17 protein-coding genes and 1 other RNA gene are annotated in these 17,246 nt (G+C 39.4%); 10 read left to right on the forward strand and 8 right to left on the reverse strand.

Annotated features, from left to right (window positions below; genetic code table 11):
- Positions 1-9 precede the first annotated feature (9 nt).
- A complete protein-coding gene (locus LU635_RS09040) occupies positions 10-855 on the reverse strand; it encodes a DUF2911 domain-containing protein (protein WP_240098353.1) in 846 nt (281 codons plus the stop codon).
- 148 nt (positions 856-1,003) lie between these two features.
- Between LU635_RS09040 and LU635_RS09045 the strand changes: the two genes are divergently transcribed.
- From LU635_RS09045 to LU635_RS09055, 3 genes are read left to right on the forward strand one after another with little or no spacing between them, the layout of a single operon-like run.
- Complete coding sequence (locus LU635_RS09045; RefSeq protein WP_240098355.1) at positions 1,004-1,513, forward strand: SRPBCC family protein; 510 nt, start codon at positions 1,004-1,006, stop codon at positions 1,511-1,513.
- Between the two features lie 5 nt (positions 1,514-1,518).
- The gene (locus tag LU635_RS09050) at positions 1,519-2,217 is read left to right on the forward strand and encodes an SDR family NAD(P)-dependent oxidoreductase (RefSeq protein WP_240098357.1); all 699 of its coding nucleotides are present in this window, start codon (positions 1,519-1,521) and stop codon (positions 2,215-2,217) included.
- Between the two features lies 1 nt (position 2,218).
- Complete coding sequence (locus LU635_RS09055; protein ID WP_240098359.1) at positions 2,219-3,529, forward strand: cryptochrome/photolyase family protein; 1,311 nt, start codon at positions 2,219-2,221, stop codon at positions 3,527-3,529.
- On the opposite strand, the gene kdsB is transcribed toward LU635_RS09055, so the two are convergent.
- Both kdsB and LU635_RS09065 read right to left on the reverse strand, forming a co-directional pair.
- Positions 3,526-4,272 (reverse strand): 3-deoxy-manno-octulosonate cytidylyltransferase, encoded by a 747-nt coding sequence (kdsB, locus tag LU635_RS09060; protein WP_240098361.1) that lies wholly within the window; start codon positions 4,270-4,272, stop codon positions 3,526-3,528. The genes LU635_RS09055 and kdsB overlap by 4 nt on opposite strands.
- Before the next feature lie 24 nt (positions 4,273-4,296).
- The gene (locus tag LU635_RS09065; RefSeq protein WP_240098386.1) at positions 4,297-5,733 is read right to left on the reverse strand and encodes an ATP-dependent DNA helicase; all 1,437 of its coding nucleotides are present in this window, start codon (positions 5,731-5,733) and stop codon (positions 4,297-4,299) included.
- A 123-nt stretch (positions 5,734-5,856) separates the two neighbouring features.
- Between LU635_RS09065 and LU635_RS09070 the strand changes: the two genes are divergently transcribed.
- The 4 genes from LU635_RS09070 to LU635_RS09085 are packed head-to-tail and all read left to right on the forward strand — an operon-like array spanning position 5,857 to position 8,229.
- A complete protein-coding gene (locus LU635_RS09070; protein ID WP_240098363.1) occupies positions 5,857-6,510 on the forward strand; it encodes a hypothetical protein in 654 nt (217 codons plus the stop codon).
- Positions 6,494-7,312 (forward strand): DUF3822 family protein, encoded by an 819-nt coding sequence (locus LU635_RS09075; protein ID WP_240098365.1) that lies wholly within the window; start codon positions 6,494-6,496, stop codon positions 7,310-7,312. The genes LU635_RS09070 and LU635_RS09075 overlap by 17 nt, the downstream gene beginning before the upstream one ends.
- Complete coding sequence (locus LU635_RS09080) at positions 7,312-7,845, forward strand: RsmD family RNA methyltransferase (protein ID WP_240098367.1); 534 nt, start codon at positions 7,312-7,314, stop codon at positions 7,843-7,845. The genes LU635_RS09075 and LU635_RS09080 overlap by 1 nt, the downstream gene beginning before the upstream one ends.
- A 12-nt stretch (positions 7,846-7,857) precedes the next feature.
- On the forward strand, positions 7,858-8,229 hold the full coding sequence (locus LU635_RS09085; RefSeq protein WP_240098369.1) for a hypothetical protein: 372 nt from the start codon (positions 7,858-7,860) through the stop codon (positions 8,227-8,229).
- 224 nt (positions 8,230-8,453) lie between these two features.
- Here LU635_RS09085 and rnpB read toward each other — a convergent pair.
- Positions 8,454-8,787: RNase P RNA component class A (gene rnpB / locus LU635_RS09090), an RNA gene on the reverse strand.
- 113 nt (positions 8,788-8,900) lie between these two features.
- Here rnpB and LU635_RS09095 point away from each other — a divergent pair.
- Both LU635_RS09095 and LU635_RS09100 read left to right on the forward strand, forming a co-directional pair.
- Positions 8,901-10,772: a DNA polymerase III subunit gamma/tau gene (locus LU635_RS09095; RefSeq protein ID WP_240098371.1), complete on the forward strand. Its 1,872-nt coding sequence runs from the start codon at positions 8,901-8,903 to the stop codon at positions 10,770-10,772.
- Positions 10,773-10,774: 2 nt separating this feature from the next.
- Positions 10,775-11,356, forward strand: a complete 582-nt coding sequence (locus LU635_RS09100; RefSeq protein ID WP_240098373.1) for a MiaE family protein — start codon at positions 10,775-10,777, stop codon at positions 11,354-11,356.
- On the opposite strand, the gene LU635_RS09105 is transcribed toward LU635_RS09100, so the two are convergent.
- The 4 genes from LU635_RS09105 to pdxH are packed head-to-tail and all read right to left on the reverse strand — an operon-like array spanning position 11,353 to position 15,497.
- Positions 11,353-12,255 (reverse strand): Ppx/GppA phosphatase family protein, encoded by a 903-nt coding sequence (locus tag LU635_RS09105; protein WP_240098375.1) that lies wholly within the window; start codon positions 12,253-12,255, stop codon positions 11,353-11,355. The genes LU635_RS09100 and LU635_RS09105 overlap by 4 nt on opposite strands.
- Entirely contained in the window at positions 12,255-14,357 is a 2,103-nt protein-coding gene (gene ppk1, locus LU635_RS09110) for a polyphosphate kinase 1 (RefSeq protein WP_240098377.1), read from the reverse strand. Before ppk1 ends, LU635_RS09105 begins: the two co-directional genes overlap by 1 nt.
- Before the next feature lie 6 nt (positions 14,358-14,363).
- A complete protein-coding gene (locus tag LU635_RS09115; protein WP_240098378.1) occupies positions 14,364-14,849 on the reverse strand; it encodes a SixA phosphatase family protein in 486 nt (161 codons plus the stop codon).
- Between the two features lie 3 nt (positions 14,850-14,852).
- Positions 14,853-15,497: a pyridoxamine 5'-phosphate oxidase gene (pdxH, locus tag LU635_RS09120; RefSeq protein WP_240098380.1), complete on the reverse strand. Its 645-nt coding sequence runs from the start codon at positions 15,495-15,497 to the stop codon at positions 14,853-14,855.
- Positions 15,498-16,109: 612 nt separating this feature from the next.
- On the opposite strand from pdxH, the gene LU635_RS09125 reads away from it, so the two are divergent.
- The coding region (locus tag LU635_RS09125; protein ID WP_240098382.1) for a PKD domain-containing protein at positions 16,110-17,246 on the forward strand (1,137 nt) is incomplete at its 3' end.

Raw genomic sequence — 17,246 nt, forward strand, 5'->3', positions numbered from 1 at the left:
AAGTGAGATCTAGTTACTTCCCTCCCACTCGGCAATAGATTCCTTGTTCATCTTCACATAATCAGCATTATTGGCTTTCTGAGCAGAGGCTAATGATCTTTTGGCAGTTGCGATTGCTTCTTGTTTTTTACCCATATCGGCTTCGATAAGGGATTTTTCCCTTAATATCCAGAAGGCCTGGTCACCGGCCATTTCAACAGCCTTAGAGATCCACTTATGAGCCTGTTCAAGATCTTTTCCTTCGGCATGATAATAAGCAGCAGCAGCAAAATAGTCATTTGCCGTAGGACCGTTCATAACCCTTTCAATACTTGCCATAGCTTTAGAATCTGTAGGCACACTAAAAGGAAGACTCGCCACGGTATCATCCCAGATAAACTGGATCACAGCAGAATCATTGGTGATATCATTGATGGAAATAGTGAAGGTTTCCATTTCAAAAGGCCAGTCTCCAACATCGGCAGTTGCCTTTAATGCCACTTTGCTATCATCCCACTCCTGGGGTAAACCGGGATTATCGGTGGAAGTATAGAACATCACTTCCCAGGAATCCTCATTTGGAATAGTATAGATCGCATAGGATCCTTTCTTTAATTCTTTTCCATCAATCGTCACATCATCGCTAAATGTGATAGTGGTATTCATATTAGCACCTGTTCTCCACATCTTTCCGTAAGGAACAAGATCTCCATAGATCTCCCGGCCTTTCATTCCGGGTCTGGAGTATTCGATAGTCACATCAGTAAGTCCTACTTTTTGTTCGATCTTTCCCAGGGGACTTGGTGCGGGAGACTGAATTTGCGCCGACAAAAATGCACAGCAAAAAAATAATAAGCCTGATAAAATTGTTTTCATTATGGTAATGGTTTAGTTAAAATAATTGTGTTTCGGTAAATATAAGAAGAAGTTCACTACCTCTCGACGATTTAGTTTTATATTTTGTTTAACTATATTTATTTTATTTTAAACAAAACGAAAGTTATTTTTACTATAAATAATAAACATGAAGCTATATACCCTGCGGCGTCTTCAAAAATTACCAATCAGCATACAAGAAGCCTGGAACTTTTTATCAGACCCGAAAAATCTTAAGACCATAACCCCGGATTATATGGGTTTTGAAATTATCTCTGGTGGAGACAGGCCAATGTACCCGGGACAGATTATTCAATACCTGGTAACCCCAGTTGCGGGGATCAAGACAAAATGGATCACCGAGATCACACATATGTGTGAAGGAGAGTATTTTGTTGATGAACAACGCTTTGGACCTTATAGACTGTGGCATCATAAACATTTTATCAAGCCGGTTAGCGGGGGAGTGGAAATGGAAGACATTATAGATTATAAATTACCTTTTGGTATGCTGGGTAACCTGGTTCATCCCTACCTTGTAAAGCCAAAGCTGGAAGAGATCTTTGAGTACCGTCACAAAAAGCTTATAGAATTGTACGGAGAATATAAAGAAGAGAAAAGTGAGGAAATCACCCTTAAGCAGGATATTCTAAATTGAGAATTATGAAAAAAAATATTTTACTCATTGGTGGCTCTACGGGTATAGGTAAAGAGATTGCCGAAAGAATGGCCAGTAATAATAAGGTAATTATTGCTTCCCGTAATAAGATCCAAACGGATACCGAGAATATACGGCATATAAAATTCGATGTACTCGAAGATGATATCAACGCATTGGAATTACCAGATACTTTACACTCTTTCGTCTACTGTCCTGGAAGTATTAATCTAAAACCATTCAAAATGCTAAAAACTGAGCATTTTGAAAAAGAAATGAACCTTAATTTCTTTGGCCTTGTAAGAACTCTACACGGCGTTCTGGATAAACTTAAAAAGGCTGATCAGGCCAGCCTGATATTCTTCAGCACTGTAGCAGTAAAAACGGGTATGCCCTTTCATACCAGTGTAGCCGCAACCAAGGGAGCAATCGAAGGATTTGCCAAATCACTCGCAGCCGAATATGCTCCTTCCTTCAGAGTAAATATAATTGCTCCCTCCCTAACCGATACGCCCCTTGCTGAGAAACTTCTGGCCAGTGAGGATAAGAAAAAGAAAATGGGTGCCCGGCATCCGCTGAAAAGAACCGGCACTCCTAAAGATATTGCCGGTCTTGCCACTTATTTAATCAGCGAAGAAAGCAGCTGGATGACTGGCCAGGTACTTGGAATGGATGGCGGTCTTTCAACCTTAAACATTAATTAATATGAATAATAATGAAGTAAATATCTTCTGGTTTAGAAGGGATTTGCGACTGGACAATAATGCTGGTTTTCTAGCAGCTCTTAAGGATGACCTCCCTGTGCTGCCTGTTTTCATTTTTGATGAAGAGATCCTTGAGCATCTTCCTGAAGATGATGCCAGAGTAACGTTTATTTTTGACAGGATTCAGACAATGCGTAAAATCCTGCAGGATGAGGATAACAGTTCAATCGCAATGTTCTATGGCAAACCTGAAAAAGTCTTCAGAAATATACTGAAAAGGTATGATTTCAGAAAGGTATTCACCAACAGGGATTATGAACCTTATGCCAAAGAAAGAGATGAAGAGGTCCAGAAGTTATTAGAAAGGAATAATATTGAATTTCTGGATTTTAAGGATCAGGTGATCTTCGAAAAGGACGAGATTACTAAACAGGATGGTACTCCCTATGTGGTTTATACTCCCTACAAAAACAAATGGAAAGAAAAGTTCAGAAATACCAATATTAAATTTCATTATACTTCTCGCTACAGGGACAATCTGATAAAGAACACCAGGTTACCAAATCTTAACCTGAGTGACATCGGCTTTAAAAGATCATCATTGAAAGTGCCAGATTATAAGCTCACTCCCGGTCTCATAAAAGACTACGAAAAGACCAGGAATTACCCTGCTAAGGAAGGTACTTCTCGTTTGGGACCACACCTTCGCTTCGGTACGGTGAGTATTAGACAAATGGTTCGGGAAGCGGATAAACAGAAAAACAAGACCTTCCTGGAAGAATTGATCTGGAGGGAGTTCTTTATGCAGATCCTTCATCATTTTCCTGCAACCGGGACCGATGCATTCAAAAAAAAATACGATCGTATAAAATGGCGTAATAATGAAGAGGAGTTCAAGAAATGGAAAGAAGGTAAAACCGGATTTCCACTTGTCGATGCCGGGATGCGGCAGTTAAATGAATCAGGCTTTATGCATAACAGGATACGAATGCTGGCAGGTTCTTTTTTATGCAAACACCTTTTGATCGACTGGCGATGGGGAGAAGCTTATTTCGCCGAAAAGTTACTGGATTATGAAATGTCTTCAAATGTAGGGAACTGGCAATGGGTTGCCGGCAGTGGCGTGGATGCGGCTCCATATTTCAGAATATTCAATCCTACCACCCAGATCGAGAAGTTTGATAAAAATGAGGAATATATCAAAGAATGGGTTCCCGAATACGGCACCGACGGATATCCTCAAGAAATGGTAGATCATAAGGAGGCTCGTGAAAGAGCCCTGAAAACTTATAAAGAAGCTGTGAGCAATTAACTAAAAAGCTTACGGGCTTTTTCAAGATCTTCAGGCGTATCTATCCCAATACTCTTCACATTGGTTTCCACCATTTTGATCTTTTTCCCATATTCCAGGTATCTAATGCATTCTATCTTTTCCGCAGCTTCAAGGGGCAGCATGGGAAGTCTGTAAAAGTCCATTAATGCTGATTTCCTGAAGGCATATATCCCTATATGCTTGTAATAGGTAATATGAACCGAAGTATCCCGGGGATAAGGTATCGGAAACCTTGAAAAGTACAGGGCAAAATCATAGTTATCGGTAATCACTTTTACATTATTTGGATTGGTGATATCATCGCTATCCTTTAATGGAGTTCTAAGACTCGCAAGGTCTATCTCCTCCGCCCCATCCTGCTCAAAAACATCCAGCAGTTTAGCAAGGCTGCTCTTATCTATGAAAGGCTCATCGCCCTGAACGTTCAGCACTATATCGACATCCATATCTTCTACCGCTTCAGCAATACGGTCACTTCCACACTCATGTTCCTTTTGACTTCTTATCACCTGCCCGCCAGCATTTAAAACCCTATCAAATATCTTATCGCTGTCTGTCACCACATACACTTCATCAAAAAGACCTGTATTTACTGCTGCTTCATAAGTCCGGAGGATCACGGGCTTTCCATTTAAGTCTTTCAGTAATTTACCCGGGAATCTTGAAGCTTCATAACGAGCCGGTATCATTGCAACAACACGGTTTTTCGATGGTATTTTCATAAAATTTTTGAGTAAAAATAAGAATTAGTTAGGTGCGAAAAAATCATCACTAAAACCAATAAGGTATAATTTGTCTTTTGCCCTCGTTACCGCTGTATACAACCAGCGTAAATATTCCTTGCCTACTCCATCAGGTAAATAAGGCTGCTCAATAAAAACAGTATTCCACTGGCCACCCTGAGATTTATGACAGGTAATTGCATATGAGAACTTTATCTGGAGTGCATTGAAGTATTTATTATTCTTGACCTTAAGGAACTGCTTATATTTTGAACGCTCACCGGCATAATCCTTCTTTACCTCTTCATAGAGTTTATTGGACTCCTCATAAGTAAGTGAAGGTGTGTTACTCGTAAGGGTGTCCAGCATAATCACGGTTTCAAAAGGTCGCATTTTTGGATAATCAACCATTTGCACCTTTACTTCTGCAAATCGGAAACCATAGAGTTCTTTAAACCCATATATCTCAAGCACCTTGACGATATCACCGTTTGCAATAAAACCCGCTTCACTGCTTGGCTTGACCCAGAAATAATTGTTTTTCACAACCATAAGATAATCCCCTGCCGAGAGCTCTTCTTCCTGAAAAAGAATCCGCGAACGTATCTGCTGGTTATACATGTTCGCCCGCTTATTGGAACGAACAATAATACAGGTATCCTCATGCCCCAGCGAACTATACGAATCCTGAATGGCATCCATAATCTCATAACCGTCAACAAGCCTAACCACATCTGCATTTCCGGAAAGTTCAAACTGGAAACTCTCGTAAAATTCTTCCTGAAGACTCTCCCTTATAAGAGTGGCATTATGCAGAATATCACTTTCTTCACTCTGTCTTACCACCTCGTCAAGTTCAATAAAGGATACTTCTTTATTGTAGTTCAGACCAAGCTTCTGTTCTTCCAGAGCTGGACTCAAATCCATCTTCACTGGTGGCAACTGTGCCGTATCTCCAATAAGGATTAGCAGGCAGTGATGCCCGGAATATACGAACTGGATAAGGTCGTCCAGCAAAGAACCGTTTTCGAATAGTTTGGAATTACCACCATCATCAGAGATCATTGAGGCTTCATCTACTATAAAAATACTGTTCTTATGCTTATTTGGCTGAAGAGTGAACTGAATTCCACCCGTACCTGATTTTTTCGGAAAATATATCTTTTTGTGTATTGTAAATGCTTCCTTTCCTGAATAATTGGAAATCACCTTGGCTGCTCGTCCGGTTGGAGCCAGCAATACGCCAGACTTTCTTATCTTCCAGAGGTTCTTAACAAGTGTACTTATAATGGTGGTTTTCCCGGTACCGGCGAAACCCTTTAACAGGAAAAGTCTGTCATCACCTCCATTCACTACAAATTCAGACAGCATTTGCAGGGCTATATCCTGTTTGCTTGTGGGAGGAAATCCTAGATCTGTCACAAGGAGTTTAAAGAAGGAATCCGGAGTGGGTTTTTCCATAGAAAGGGCATAAAATCTCAAAGATAAGAATGGATTTTTATGACAGAAACTTTTCCGAATAAAAAAAAGTTGTAGATTTGTCCAGTAACCTTAACCTTCAAATTAAAACATAAACTTAGAAAAATGAGATTTGTAATACAGATACTTCTTTGGGCAGTAATTATCTTCCTGGCATATCTTACCTTCAATGCGGTTTACGAGCCAATTCAATTCAACAAAGTAAAAGAGAAGAGATACGCCAAAGTTATTGAGAATCTTAAGGACATTAGAGCAGCAGAACTGGCTCATAGAGAAGTGATCGGTGAATTTCAGGGCAACTGGGACGATCTGGTAAAATTCCTGGATACAGCTGAATTTGCTATTACACAGCGTCGTGACACTACTTACCTAGATGAAGAATACAAAAAGACTTATGGGGTAGACCAGTATATAGAAAGTGTTGTAGTGGACACCCTTGGGTTCGTTTCTGTAAAAGACTCGCTTTTTAAAGGTAATACAGAAAGATATCAAAATATGATGAACGTACCGGTTGAAGGTGTGGATGCGCAATTTGACCTTGAAGCGGGAACCATCAAAAAGGGAGAAAATAATATTCCTGTTTTTGAAGCAAAGATTGCCAAGGCTAAAGTCTTGTATGATCAGGACAGAACCCTTATTCTACAGGAGAATGAGATCCAGTCGGTTGATGATGTAAATGGTAGATATATCAGCGTAGGATCTATGACCGAGGTCAATACCAGCGGTAACTGGCCAAAAGTTTATGGTGACAACGACTAAAGAAAAAAAATTATATAAGAAACTGTCCATTCAGGTAAGCTTGAATGGACTTTCTTTTTGTATCCTGAATCAAGAGGATAATAAAATTACTTATCTTAAAAAGATCGAATTTGAAAAACAACTCGATCCTATAAAAGTGCTTTCCCAAATAGAACTGACCTACGAAAAAGAGGAAGCTCTGAATCAGCCGGTAGATGAAGTTCTTCTTTTGTATACCAATTCCCTGTTTAGCCTGGTACCAGAAAATCTGTTTGATGAAGATAATGCCTCAAATTATCTTAAATTCAATACCAAGATTTTAAAGACAGATTTTATAGCATTTGATAACATTCAAGGTGGTATTGTAAATGTCTATATCCCTTACACGAATATCACTAATTACTTCTTTGATAAATATGGCGAATTTGAGTATCGTCATAGCCTGAGTGTTTTGATAGAGGGGCTGCTCGACCTGCCGGATGCTGCGGAAGGAACGAAAGTTTACCTCCATTCTCACCTGTCTTCTTATGAACTTGTTATCCTTGAAAATGGCAAATTGCTCTTTGCTAACAGCTTTGAATATGAAACCAGGGAAGATTTTCTGTATTATCTGTTATTCACAGCTGAGCAATTAAAGCTGGATCCCGACAAGTTTGAACTGATATTGCTGGGAGATATCAACAGGACCTCCGAAGAATATAAAATGGCCTGGGATTATATCAGGAATATCTCATTTTTAGGTCCTTTTCATTCATTTAGTTTTGAGACCGACCACAAACCAGAAGAGGAACTTTCAGAATATCTTCTGCTAAAATCATTATAATGCGTATTATTTCCGGAAAACATAAGGGAAGAAGATTGATCGCGCCTGCGAAATTACCTGTAAGACCCACCACCGATGTTGCCAAGGAAGCCTTATTCAATATCCTTAATAATTATTACCATATATCTGATCTGAAGATATTAGACCTTTTTTCTGGCACGGGAAATATATCCTACGAGTTTGCCGCTCGTGGAGCTCAAAACATTACTGCTGTTGATGCCAATTTCGATTGTGTAAAATTCATCAGAAAAACGGCTGCCGAACTTGAATTTCCAATTACTACTATAAAGAGCGATGTATACAAATATCTAGAAAAAGCTCCGGTAAAAGCTGATATTATATTTGCCGACCCTCCATATGACATTGAAAAAGATGATTTTGCCAGAATTGCCAAACTTGTTTTTGAGAATGTTCTCTTAGAGGAAGATGGCCTGCTCATAATTGAGCATTCCAAACACATCGACCTATCAGATCTGGAAAGGTTTAGGGAAAGCCGCAAGTACGGCAGCAGTGTTTTTAGCTTTTTCGAATAAATATTGAAAACTATGGCTGTCATTCAAAAACGAGTAGAACTGGATTTTGTTAATCTTTCATTCTATAAGGACCATGTAATTTCAATTATAAAAGAAGGAGCGGTTGTGGAACTTGAAGAAATTAATGCTCTTTTAAATGAATGCAAACTATTCTTTGTAGATAGACCACACATATATATTTCCATTAGGGAGAATAATTACAACGTAAATCCTCTTATGTATTCTTACCTGGATGATTACCAAGCTCTAAAGGGAATTGCAATTGTAACCGGAAAACCTCAGACGTTATCTACCGCCAAATTCGAAAGTAAGTTCGCTCATTTACCCTTTAAAGTTTTTGTAAACATTGAAGAGGCAAAAATATGGGTAAGGAATTCGCTTTAAGCACTACTTTCCTCAATTTCTTTTACTTTTTCTAAACCTGATTAATACTGGTTATGAGAATTTTTCTGGGCGATATCTTAACGTCTTTCAATATTGAGGAAGCAGAAACCTATTCAGAAAAACCTTTTATCATATAAATAATCTTGCCCCTGGAGAAACCGGGCAGGAGTTAATGATCCCGGGATATTTCCTTATAAATTCTCAATTGACTATTTTAAGGTTGAAAAAAAAGCAGGCCTGTAAGCCGGATTCTGTACCCCGATAACTGATCGGGGTCCTTATCATTTATCTGAGATTAATGTTACCATCAACCTTTAGCTGCCTACCCTCCGGCAACGGACGGGTAACCCTTAAATGCCGGTATACATGGCATTTCACCGCATAGAGTTTACCTGATTTCACTACAGCTTAACCTGTACATTCTTTCTGTTGCACTGGTCCTGTCCGCCAGAGGCGGACGGTGGGTGTTACCCACTATGCTACCCTATGGTGTCCGGACTTTCCTCCCCGATCCCGATAATAACCGGTAAATGTCGGAGCGATAAGGCGGCCTGCTCACCACAAATGTAATGTAATTTATGTTGATTTCTTCCGGGATTTGTTCATAAATAAGCCCGGCTGAACTGGACTTTAGGTTTGTGATTTTTATATTTGTAGTTCAATACTTTTTGATGGAGCATTTTGTAGTATCAGCAAGAAAATACCGGCCACAAACTTTTAAGGATGTGGTAGGCCAGCAGGCCATTACCAATACTCTGGCAAATGCCATTAAGAACAACCACCTGGCCCAGGCTTTACTGTTCACCGGTCCGCGAGGAGTTGGTAAAACCACCTGTGCCCGTATCCTTGCCAAAATGATCAATCAAAAGGAAACTCCGGATCCCGATGAAGATTTCGCTTTCAATATTTTTGAACTTGATGCGGCCTCAAATAACGGCGTAGACCAGATTCGGGAGTTAATAGACCAGGTTAGAATCCCACCACAAGTGGGAAGTTACAAGGTATATATTATCGATGAGGTTCATATGCTGTCGCAGGCTGCTTTCAATGCTTTTCTTAAAACACTTGAAGAGCCTCCAAAACATGCCATCTTTATACTTGCAACCACCGAAAAGCATAAGATCATACCTACGATTCTTTCTCGTTGCCAGATATTTGACTTTAAGAGGATCACAGTAACCGACACCAGGAATTACCTGGCTAACATAGCCCAACAGGAAGGTGTGAATGCTGAAGATGATGCCTTGCATATAATTGCGCAAAAAGCTGATGGTGCCATGAGGGATGCCCTATCTATCTATGATCGTGTAGTAAGCTTCAGCGGAAATGATCTAACAAGAAAGGCGGTCACCGAAAACCTAAATGTTCTTGATTATGACACCTACATGCAGGTGACCGATCTTATACTTGAAAACAATATCCCGCAACTGCTTGTAAAGTTCAACGATATTCTTTCCAGTGGATTTGACGGGCATCATTTCATTGCAGGACTTGCATCTCATTTCAGGGATCTTCTGGTTTGTAAGGATCAAAAAACCATTAACCTTCTGGAAGTTGGCGAACAGACCAAGGCAAAATATTTTGAGCAGTCTCAAAAAACTTCCCACCGGTTCCTAATGGAGGCAATAGATCTCGCGAATTCCTGTGATCTGAAATACAAAACCAGTCATAACCAGCGACTGCTTGTAGAGCTATGCCTTATGCAGCTGGCTTCTATTGGTTTTGATTTCGAAAAAAAAAAGCCTGAACCAAAAATAATCCCGGCTTCAAACTTTGAGAAGGAAGCCGTTAGTATCTCTTCAGAAAAGAAAGAGATCGTAAGGGAAAACGAACATGATACCTCCTCCCCATCGGAAGAGGCCGAACTCCCCGAAAATGACATCGCCACTGAAACCTGTGCAAAGGAAGAGGAGGAAGACTACTATTCTGAAGAAAGTCCGGCTACTACTGACAAAAGCATGGAGGTTGAAGAAAACATTGAAGCTAATTCCGAAGAAAACCAGAGAAACCCTGCACCTGAACCAGAATCAGAATCTCAACCAGTTACGAAATCTCCTACTAAGCAAAGCCTTCCGGAGATTAAAAGGGAAAAGGTTTCCGGCCTTTCTTTAAAGAGCATCACTAAGAAAAAAGAACTCGCTGAGAAACAAAGGGCAATGATGCCCGCAGAAGAAGTGATGGATGAAAGCTTCAATGAAGAGGAAATGGTGACAGAATGGAAGAATTATACCGAAAAACTGAAGAAAAAAGGGGAAAAAATCCTGGCCTCTATTCTTGAATCCCAGACTCCTGTATTAAAAGGCAAAGATATCCATCTCACTTTCCCGAATGAGACCATGAAACTTGATCTTGAACGGGAAGAGAATAAACTGATGAACTACCTGAACAAGAAGCTGAGGAACACTCATATTTCGCTTAAGATTAAGGTAGATGAAGCTACTTCCAGAAAATATGCCTTTACTCCCCAGGAAAAATATGAAAAATTAAAGGAAGCTAATCCTTTGATTGATAAACTAAGAGCAACTTTTGATTTAGACGTATAGTTATGTTAGGACTCAAGTTACCAACAGACCCCAGATGGGCAGATATAGCAAAGAAAAATATTGAGGATATCCTGGTAGATCATGCCTACTGCGAACAAAAAGCAGCCTCCACCGCAATTTCCCTTATCGTAACCTATCCAGAATACTCTGAACTTGTTACAGCCATGACCGCACTGGCAAGAGAGGAAATGGGGCATTTTAAAATGGTTCATGAAAAGCTCCTTGAGAGAGGATATAAAATGGGATGGGATCGTAAAGACGAATATGTGATAAAGCTAAGGGAATTCTTTCCTAAAGGAGGTAGCCGTGCTACACAGCTGGTTCACAGGCTGCTTATTGCAGGCCTTATAGAAGCCAGAAGCTGCGAACGTTTCCGCTTACTTTCCGAAGAACTGGAAGATGAAGAGCTTTCAAAATTCTACAGGGATCTTATGGTAAGCGAAGCTAATCACTACACCATGTTCCTGAAATTTGCCAGGAAATATGGAGATCGTGAAGAGGTAGACCAGAAGTGGCAGGACCTACTGGACTATGAAGCCGAGATCATGAAAGGCTTTAGTAAGAAAGAAAGCATCCACGGTTAGGATGATCTTCTTTTTGAACTATTGTATAATGATTTGATGATGCCATCGGCCAGACCGATCTTAGGTACAAAAATTCGATGAGCCCTTGCCCATTTCATTGAATTCACATAGATCTTTGATGCAGGTATGATCACATCAGCCCTGTCGTTCTTTAAACCAAGTTCAGTTATCCTTTCTTCATAGGTGTAAGAGTTCAACTTCTCATTATAATCCTTGAGATATTTAAGGCTCAAAGGTTTTCCTTCCTTTTTACCACTGGTCTTAAAAATATTGTTGATGTTTCCGCCCGAACCAATCAGGTCTATTTCATCATAATCCCTGGTAGTTTCTTTTACCCAATCCTGCATCTCTTCCCAGGTTCTATGCTCCACAAGGTCTTCCATCATTCGCACAGTCCCCACTTTAAAAGATCTGGAGGCAACGGTCTTCCCGTTACTATATAAGGTGTACTCTGTGCTACCACCACCAACATCAACATAGAGGTAATTGCAATCGTTCTGGATAAGGGCATGAAGATCGGTCGCTGCAATTATTGATGCTTCATGGTTCCCATCGATGATCTCTATTTCTACGCCTGTTTTTTCCTTTATCAGATCTTTCACTTCTTCCCCATTTTTGGCCTCTCTCATAGCCGAGGTCGCACAAGCCTTGTATTTTTCAACACCATGGGATTTCATTAATAAATTAAAGGCCTGCATGGTATCTATCATTCTTTGTATGTTCTTATCTGAAACTTTTTGTTTTAGAAAAACATCGGAACCAAGCCGGATTGGCACCCTTACGAGTGAAGTTTTTCTGAAATCGGTTTCCATCCCTTCCTTTTCTGTAATGGTAGAAACCAAAAGTCTCACGGCGTTAGAACCGATATCTATTGCGGCGTAGGTTTTTTGTTTTATCATTACTCGTTTATTTCAATTTTGTTTAAATAATAATCGTAAAGTGCAAACTGGGATCTTATCTTTGGCCCCTCGCTTGGCCGGTATGGATTCTCCATGCCCTTACAGTGATTCCGTGCCTTTACATTGTCACTCCAACTAATATCGAATGTCTCAATAAGTTCTTTTTTAATGTCTTCATCGTAAATAGGACAGGAAACTTCTACCCGCAGATCCAGGTTTCTCGTCATAAAATCTGCCGAAGAAATATATACCTTCGGATCACCCCCATTTTCGAAAATAAACACGCGGGGGTGTTCAAGAAATTTATCCACTATACTAATGGCTTCGATATTTTCGCTTAAACCTTCAATTCCAGGTACAAGACAACAGATACCCCGAACAAGAAGTTTGACCTTCACCCCGGCTTTACTCGCCATATATAGCTTGTCGATCACTCCGTTATCAGATATACTGTTCAACTTTAACTTTATTCCTGCAGGCTTTCCAGTTTTCACATTATCTATCTCATTCTGGATAAGCTTATAGATAGCACTTCTGGTATAATGTGGAGAGACGATAAGGTGTTTGTATTTATTCACCTTATAATTGATCTCAAAAAAGTCAAATACCTTATTCACTTCCTTAAGGATCGCAGGGTCTGCAGTAAAAAGAGTGTAATCTGTATAGACCCGGGAAGTGTTTTCATTGAAGTTACCGGTACTTATGAAGCCGTACCTTTTGAGTTTACCTTCCTCTTCCCTCTCTATCACACAGGTTTTACAATGTACTTTAAGTCCCGGAACTCCAAAAATCAGCTTCACACCTTCTTCCTGCATTTGCTTTGCATAACGAATATTGGCCACCTCGTCAAAACGTGCTCGTAACTCTATTTGAACGGTCACTTTTTTCCCATTCTTTACAGCATTGATAAGTGAACTGGCAATATGTGAGATTTTAGCCAGCCTGTAGATAGTGATTTTAATTGTCTTCACCTTTGGATCTAAGGCAGCCTCACGAAGGAATTTCACCACATAGGCAAAACTTTGATAAGGTGCATATAACAGGTAATCCTTATCTGCTATCCCCCGCAACAAGCTGGTTTGTAGAATAAGGCCCGGGATAGGCAAGGGTTCCCTTACCTCATATTGAAGGTCATCCCTTCCCAGACTCGGGAAATCCATATAATCACGACGGTTATGATAGCGCCCTCCGGGAATGATACTATCTGTTGAGTCTATCCCCATTTTATCCATCAAATAGGTAAGGGTTTCCTGGTCTATAGTCTTATCGTAAACAAAACGGACAGGATCACCTTTTATCCGGTCTTTAACGCTATCTGATATCTTTTCAATAAAGCTTTTACTCAGGTCACTATCCAGGTCAAGTTCAGCATCCCTGGTTATTTTGATCATATGAGCCGAGAGACTTTCATAATTGAAAATATTGAAAATGGTATGCAGGTTATAACGAATAAGATCATCCAGCAGAATGATATATTGCTTTCCATTTTCTTCTGGAAGCACTACAAAACGCTCTATATTCCTGGGAATCTCAATGAGAACATACCTTTTTTCCTTTACTGAACGATTCACGATCTTGGATATTCCTTTATTCGGAACAGTTTCCTCAGCCATTACCATCTTCACTGCCAGATATGCAGCACTGTCTTTCAAGGATGGGATTTCCGGCAGATCGTTTAGAATTATAGTTACCAATGCAGGGCTTACCTTGCTAATGAAGAAATTCCTGATAAAGTCCTGCTGATTCCTGGTTACTTCGTCTTCCTTAATAATATGTATATCATGCTTTCGCAGTTTGGTTTGAATATCCTCAAGGATCTTTAAACTTTCGGCCTGCTGATCTATAACAATCTTTGTGATCTCCTCCAGAAGCTTGTTCGCCTTTATACCGCCTAAAACACTTTTTCCGGATTTTCCAGCCAGGTCAATACGCTTAACCGTGGCATAACGCACCTTAAAAAACTCATCAAGGTTATTTGAAAATATTCCAAGGAATCTTAATCGTTCAATCAAAGGCACTGTTTCATCTGCCGCTTCCTGTAAGACCCTGGCATTGAAAGACAGCCAGCTTAACTCTCTGTTTGTATAGCGTTTTTCCAGCATGTAGGTTTATCGGAGATTTTTAGGCAATAAATTTAAGATCGTTTTTCCCTTTTGAATATCCTTCCAGGAATCCACATCGAAATCGATGACACAAAGGCCGGTGGTGGGAAGATTGTCCATTTTCTTATCACCAAGAGAATTCACCAGAATGGTCATTCCCGGATTATGCCCAAATACGAAAAGTTTATTTATATCATCAGGACAGGAACGGATCACAGATAAGAGTTCATTCTGATTAAAGGTGTACAGGTCATCTATAACTTTAAAGTCTTTATCGTCCACTTTCAGCCTTTTCTTGAACATTTTTGCTGTTTCAAGGGCTCTAACTGCATGACTGCTCCAGAACATAGCTGGCGGCTCATAGAAATGTTCAAAAGTATTTAATACAAGTTCAGCATCATTATAAGCTCTTTTCTTGAGAGGCCGTTTATGATCTGGAAGGTCATTCTTCCACGAGGATTTGCCATGTCTAACTAATACTAATCTCTTCATAACTTAAGGCGCTAGTCTTTCAAATTTCCAGTTAGTTTCTTCCAGTGAATAGAGGATCCTGTCGTGAAGACGGTTTCTTCTGCCCTGCCAGAACTCGATAGTTAATGGCTTAACCAGGTAACCACCCCAATAGGATGGTAAAGGAACATCTTTATTCTCAAATTTTCTTTCAAGACCGGCTAACTTCTCTTCAAGGAAGTGCCTGGAAGGAATTACAGTACTTTGATTAGAGGCATGGGCTCCAAGCTGACTTCCCCTGGGTCTCGAGTGAAAATAGCTCTCTGATTCCTCTTTGGCGATCTTAGATACTTCTCCCTGGATAATTACCTGCTTCTCCAACGCCGGCCAGAAGAAAGAGAGGCAGCATTTTGGATTTTCTTCGAGATCCTTTCCTTTGTCGGATTCATAGTTTGTGAAAAACACAAACCCTTCTCTGTCAAATGACTTCATCAGGACGATCCGCGTCTTCGGCATCATATCTTTTCCTACAGTAGAAAGACTCATGGCATAGGCTTCCTCCACCAGAGTGGAATCATGAGCCAGCCCGAACCATGATTGAAATAATATTAAAGGGTCTTTGGGAATATCGTCTTCCAGCAATCTCCCTTTTTCATATGATCTTCGGTACTTTGTAAGGTCGTTTTGCATTTTTAATGGTAAGTTTCATGCAATTTACAAGTTTATTGAACAAGGCTAAAATGTTTTTATTCAATTAATGAAAGAATTAGGTTCCCAAAAAGGAAAGTAATCCTCATTTCATAATATTTACTTAAACACATTACAGAATTAACTCTCAGAATATCAATTAAGTACTACAAATTAATAGTACGATTTCGTGTAAGATTAAGGGAATTAAATCCTACTTTTCCTGACCATTTTTTAGGGTTTTCCTGTATTTATTGACTTAAATTCTTACAAAGATCTCACAAATTTTAAAGGTAAATCGTTCATTTTCACCTGATAAATAATATCAAATCATGTAGTTGAACGAGTATATTTTACATTATATCTAATAGTTTGGTCATTATTCCTTTAACAGGTTTTTATGTGATAATTTTACCTCAGAATAACACCAGAATAGAGTCACCCCCACACTTCTATAGGTAATCCCCTCAACATTACCCGGTGTTTATACCCTTAAGATTTTTGAAAACTGAGTCCCCCAAATCAGACGAAGCTGACTTTCTCTGAAAGTCTATCTATTGAAATGATATTGCCCGGAAGGGATAAAAAGAATTGATAATTCTAAACATTATTGATATGATTTGGAAAACTACTAACTCATTTAAGGAAACTTCAAAAAGATTAAATCCTTTAAGGTTTCTTTTGTTTCTGGCCTTCTTCAGCATTGGTTTATCCAATGGTTTAAATGCCCAGTGCAACAGCCAGAATGTTACACTTACCAATTTTTACTTTGGTGATGCCAATGGAAATGAACTTGATCCATATGATGATCAATATCAGATAGGTGACATAGTAAATGGCTATATATACGGAACATTTGGTGGAACATCTACAAATGGGTATTCTGTGTTTCTGGAATATAATCTTATTACTACTGATGAAAATGGAGTTGAAACTTCAGAATCAGTTACAGGATGTTTAGATTTTGATAAGGATAATGACAATGTAAATGATTATGATCCTAATCTTGAGGCTAACCAGATTCCTCAGGGAGTACCGATTCAATTATCAAATTTTAGCTGGGTTTATGGAAGAAAATTAGAAATTAGAAATTTCTATATGAGTTGGAAAACCAACCCAGGAAGTATTTGTGAAAGAGGTACAAGAAACTCCCAGTGTTATAGTAGTCCATTTGGTTACACGGTAAGAACTCCATTAGTAGCACAATACACTTATACACAAAATTGCGATAATTACGTAGTTTCTTTTACTGATGTTACAACAGGAGGAGATCCGGCTACTTATGAGTACGATTGGGATTTTGGCTCTTTTGGAATTTCTACTGAACCAAATCCGGTGATTGATTTTTTATCTGCAGGAGATTATGAAGTTTCCCTAAAAGTAACTTACTATGATACTCAAATTGAAGATTATATAGACAATACTTATACTGAAACAATTTCTGTTTTTGATCCCGGTGTAGCTTCAATATCTTATGATTCACCCCTTTGTTCAATTGAAGGTTCTGCTTCTGTAACACACACTGGTATTACCGGTGGATATTTTGAGGCATCCTCGACAGACCTGGTAATTAATTCTGACACTGGTACGGTTGACCTTTCTAACAGTATTGCCGGAACATATACCATTACCTATAATTACAGTGCTAATGGATGTGATTATTCTACAGATACTTCTATTACTATAAATGATCCGGCTGCTCCTACCGGAGATGCTTTGCAGTCTTTCTGTGCCATCGATACACCTACTGTA

The organism is Christiangramia crocea, assembly GCF_022410465.1.
Taxonomy (GTDB): domain Bacteria; phylum Bacteroidota; class Bacteroidia; order Flavobacteriales; family Flavobacteriaceae; genus Christiangramia; species Christiangramia crocea.

Excerpts from the sequence above, each read along its gene's own strand:
- LU635_RS09040 (WP_240098353.1), bottom strand. The coding sequence starts at position 855 with ATGAAAACAATTTTATCAGGCTTATTATTTTTTTGCTGTGCATTTTTG.
- LU635_RS09045 (WP_240098355.1), top strand. The coding sequence starts at position 1,004 with ATGAAGCTATATACCCTGCGGCGTCTTCAAAAATTACCAATCAGCATA.
- LU635_RS09050 (WP_240098357.1), top strand. The coding sequence starts at position 1,519 with ATGAAAAAAAATATTTTACTCATTGGTGGCTCTACGGGTATAGGTAAA.
- LU635_RS09055 (WP_240098359.1), top strand. The coding sequence starts at position 2,219 with ATGAATAATAATGAAGTAAATATCTTCTGGTTTAGAAGGGATTTGCGA.
- kdsB (WP_240098361.1), bottom strand. The coding sequence starts at position 4,272 with ATGAAAATACCATCGAAAAACCGTGTTGTTGCAATGATACCGGCTCGT.
- LU635_RS09065 (WP_240098386.1), bottom strand. The coding sequence starts at position 5,733 with ATGGAAAAACCCACTCCGGATTCCTTCTTTAAACTCCTTGTGACAGAT.
- LU635_RS09070 (WP_240098363.1), top strand. The coding sequence starts at position 5,857 with ATGAGATTTGTAATACAGATACTTCTTTGGGCAGTAATTATCTTCCTG.
- LU635_RS09075 (WP_240098365.1), top strand. The coding sequence starts at position 6,494 with ATGGTGACAACGACTAAAGAAAAAAAATTATATAAGAAACTGTCCATT.
- LU635_RS09080 (WP_240098367.1), top strand. The coding sequence starts at position 7,312 with ATGCGTATTATTTCCGGAAAACATAAGGGAAGAAGATTGATCGCGCCT.
- LU635_RS09085 (WP_240098369.1), top strand. The coding sequence starts at position 7,858 with ATGGCTGTCATTCAAAAACGAGTAGAACTGGATTTTGTTAATCTTTCA.
- LU635_RS09095 (WP_240098371.1), top strand. The coding sequence starts at position 8,901 with ATGGAGCATTTTGTAGTATCAGCAAGAAAATACCGGCCACAAACTTTT.
- LU635_RS09100 (WP_240098373.1), top strand. The coding sequence starts at position 10,775 with ATGTTAGGACTCAAGTTACCAACAGACCCCAGATGGGCAGATATAGCA.
- LU635_RS09105 (WP_240098375.1), bottom strand. The coding sequence starts at position 12,255 with ATGATAAAACAAAAAACCTACGCCGCAATAGATATCGGTTCTAACGCC.
- ppk1 (WP_240098377.1), bottom strand. The coding sequence starts at position 14,357 with ATGCTGGAAAAACGCTATACAAACAGAGAGTTAAGCTGGCTGTCTTTC.
- LU635_RS09115 (WP_240098378.1), bottom strand. The coding sequence starts at position 14,849 with ATGAAGAGATTAGTATTAGTTAGACATGGCAAATCCTCGTGGAAGAAT.
- pdxH (WP_240098380.1), bottom strand. The coding sequence starts at position 15,497 with ATGCAAAACGACCTTACAAAGTACCGAAGATCATATGAAAAAGGGAGA.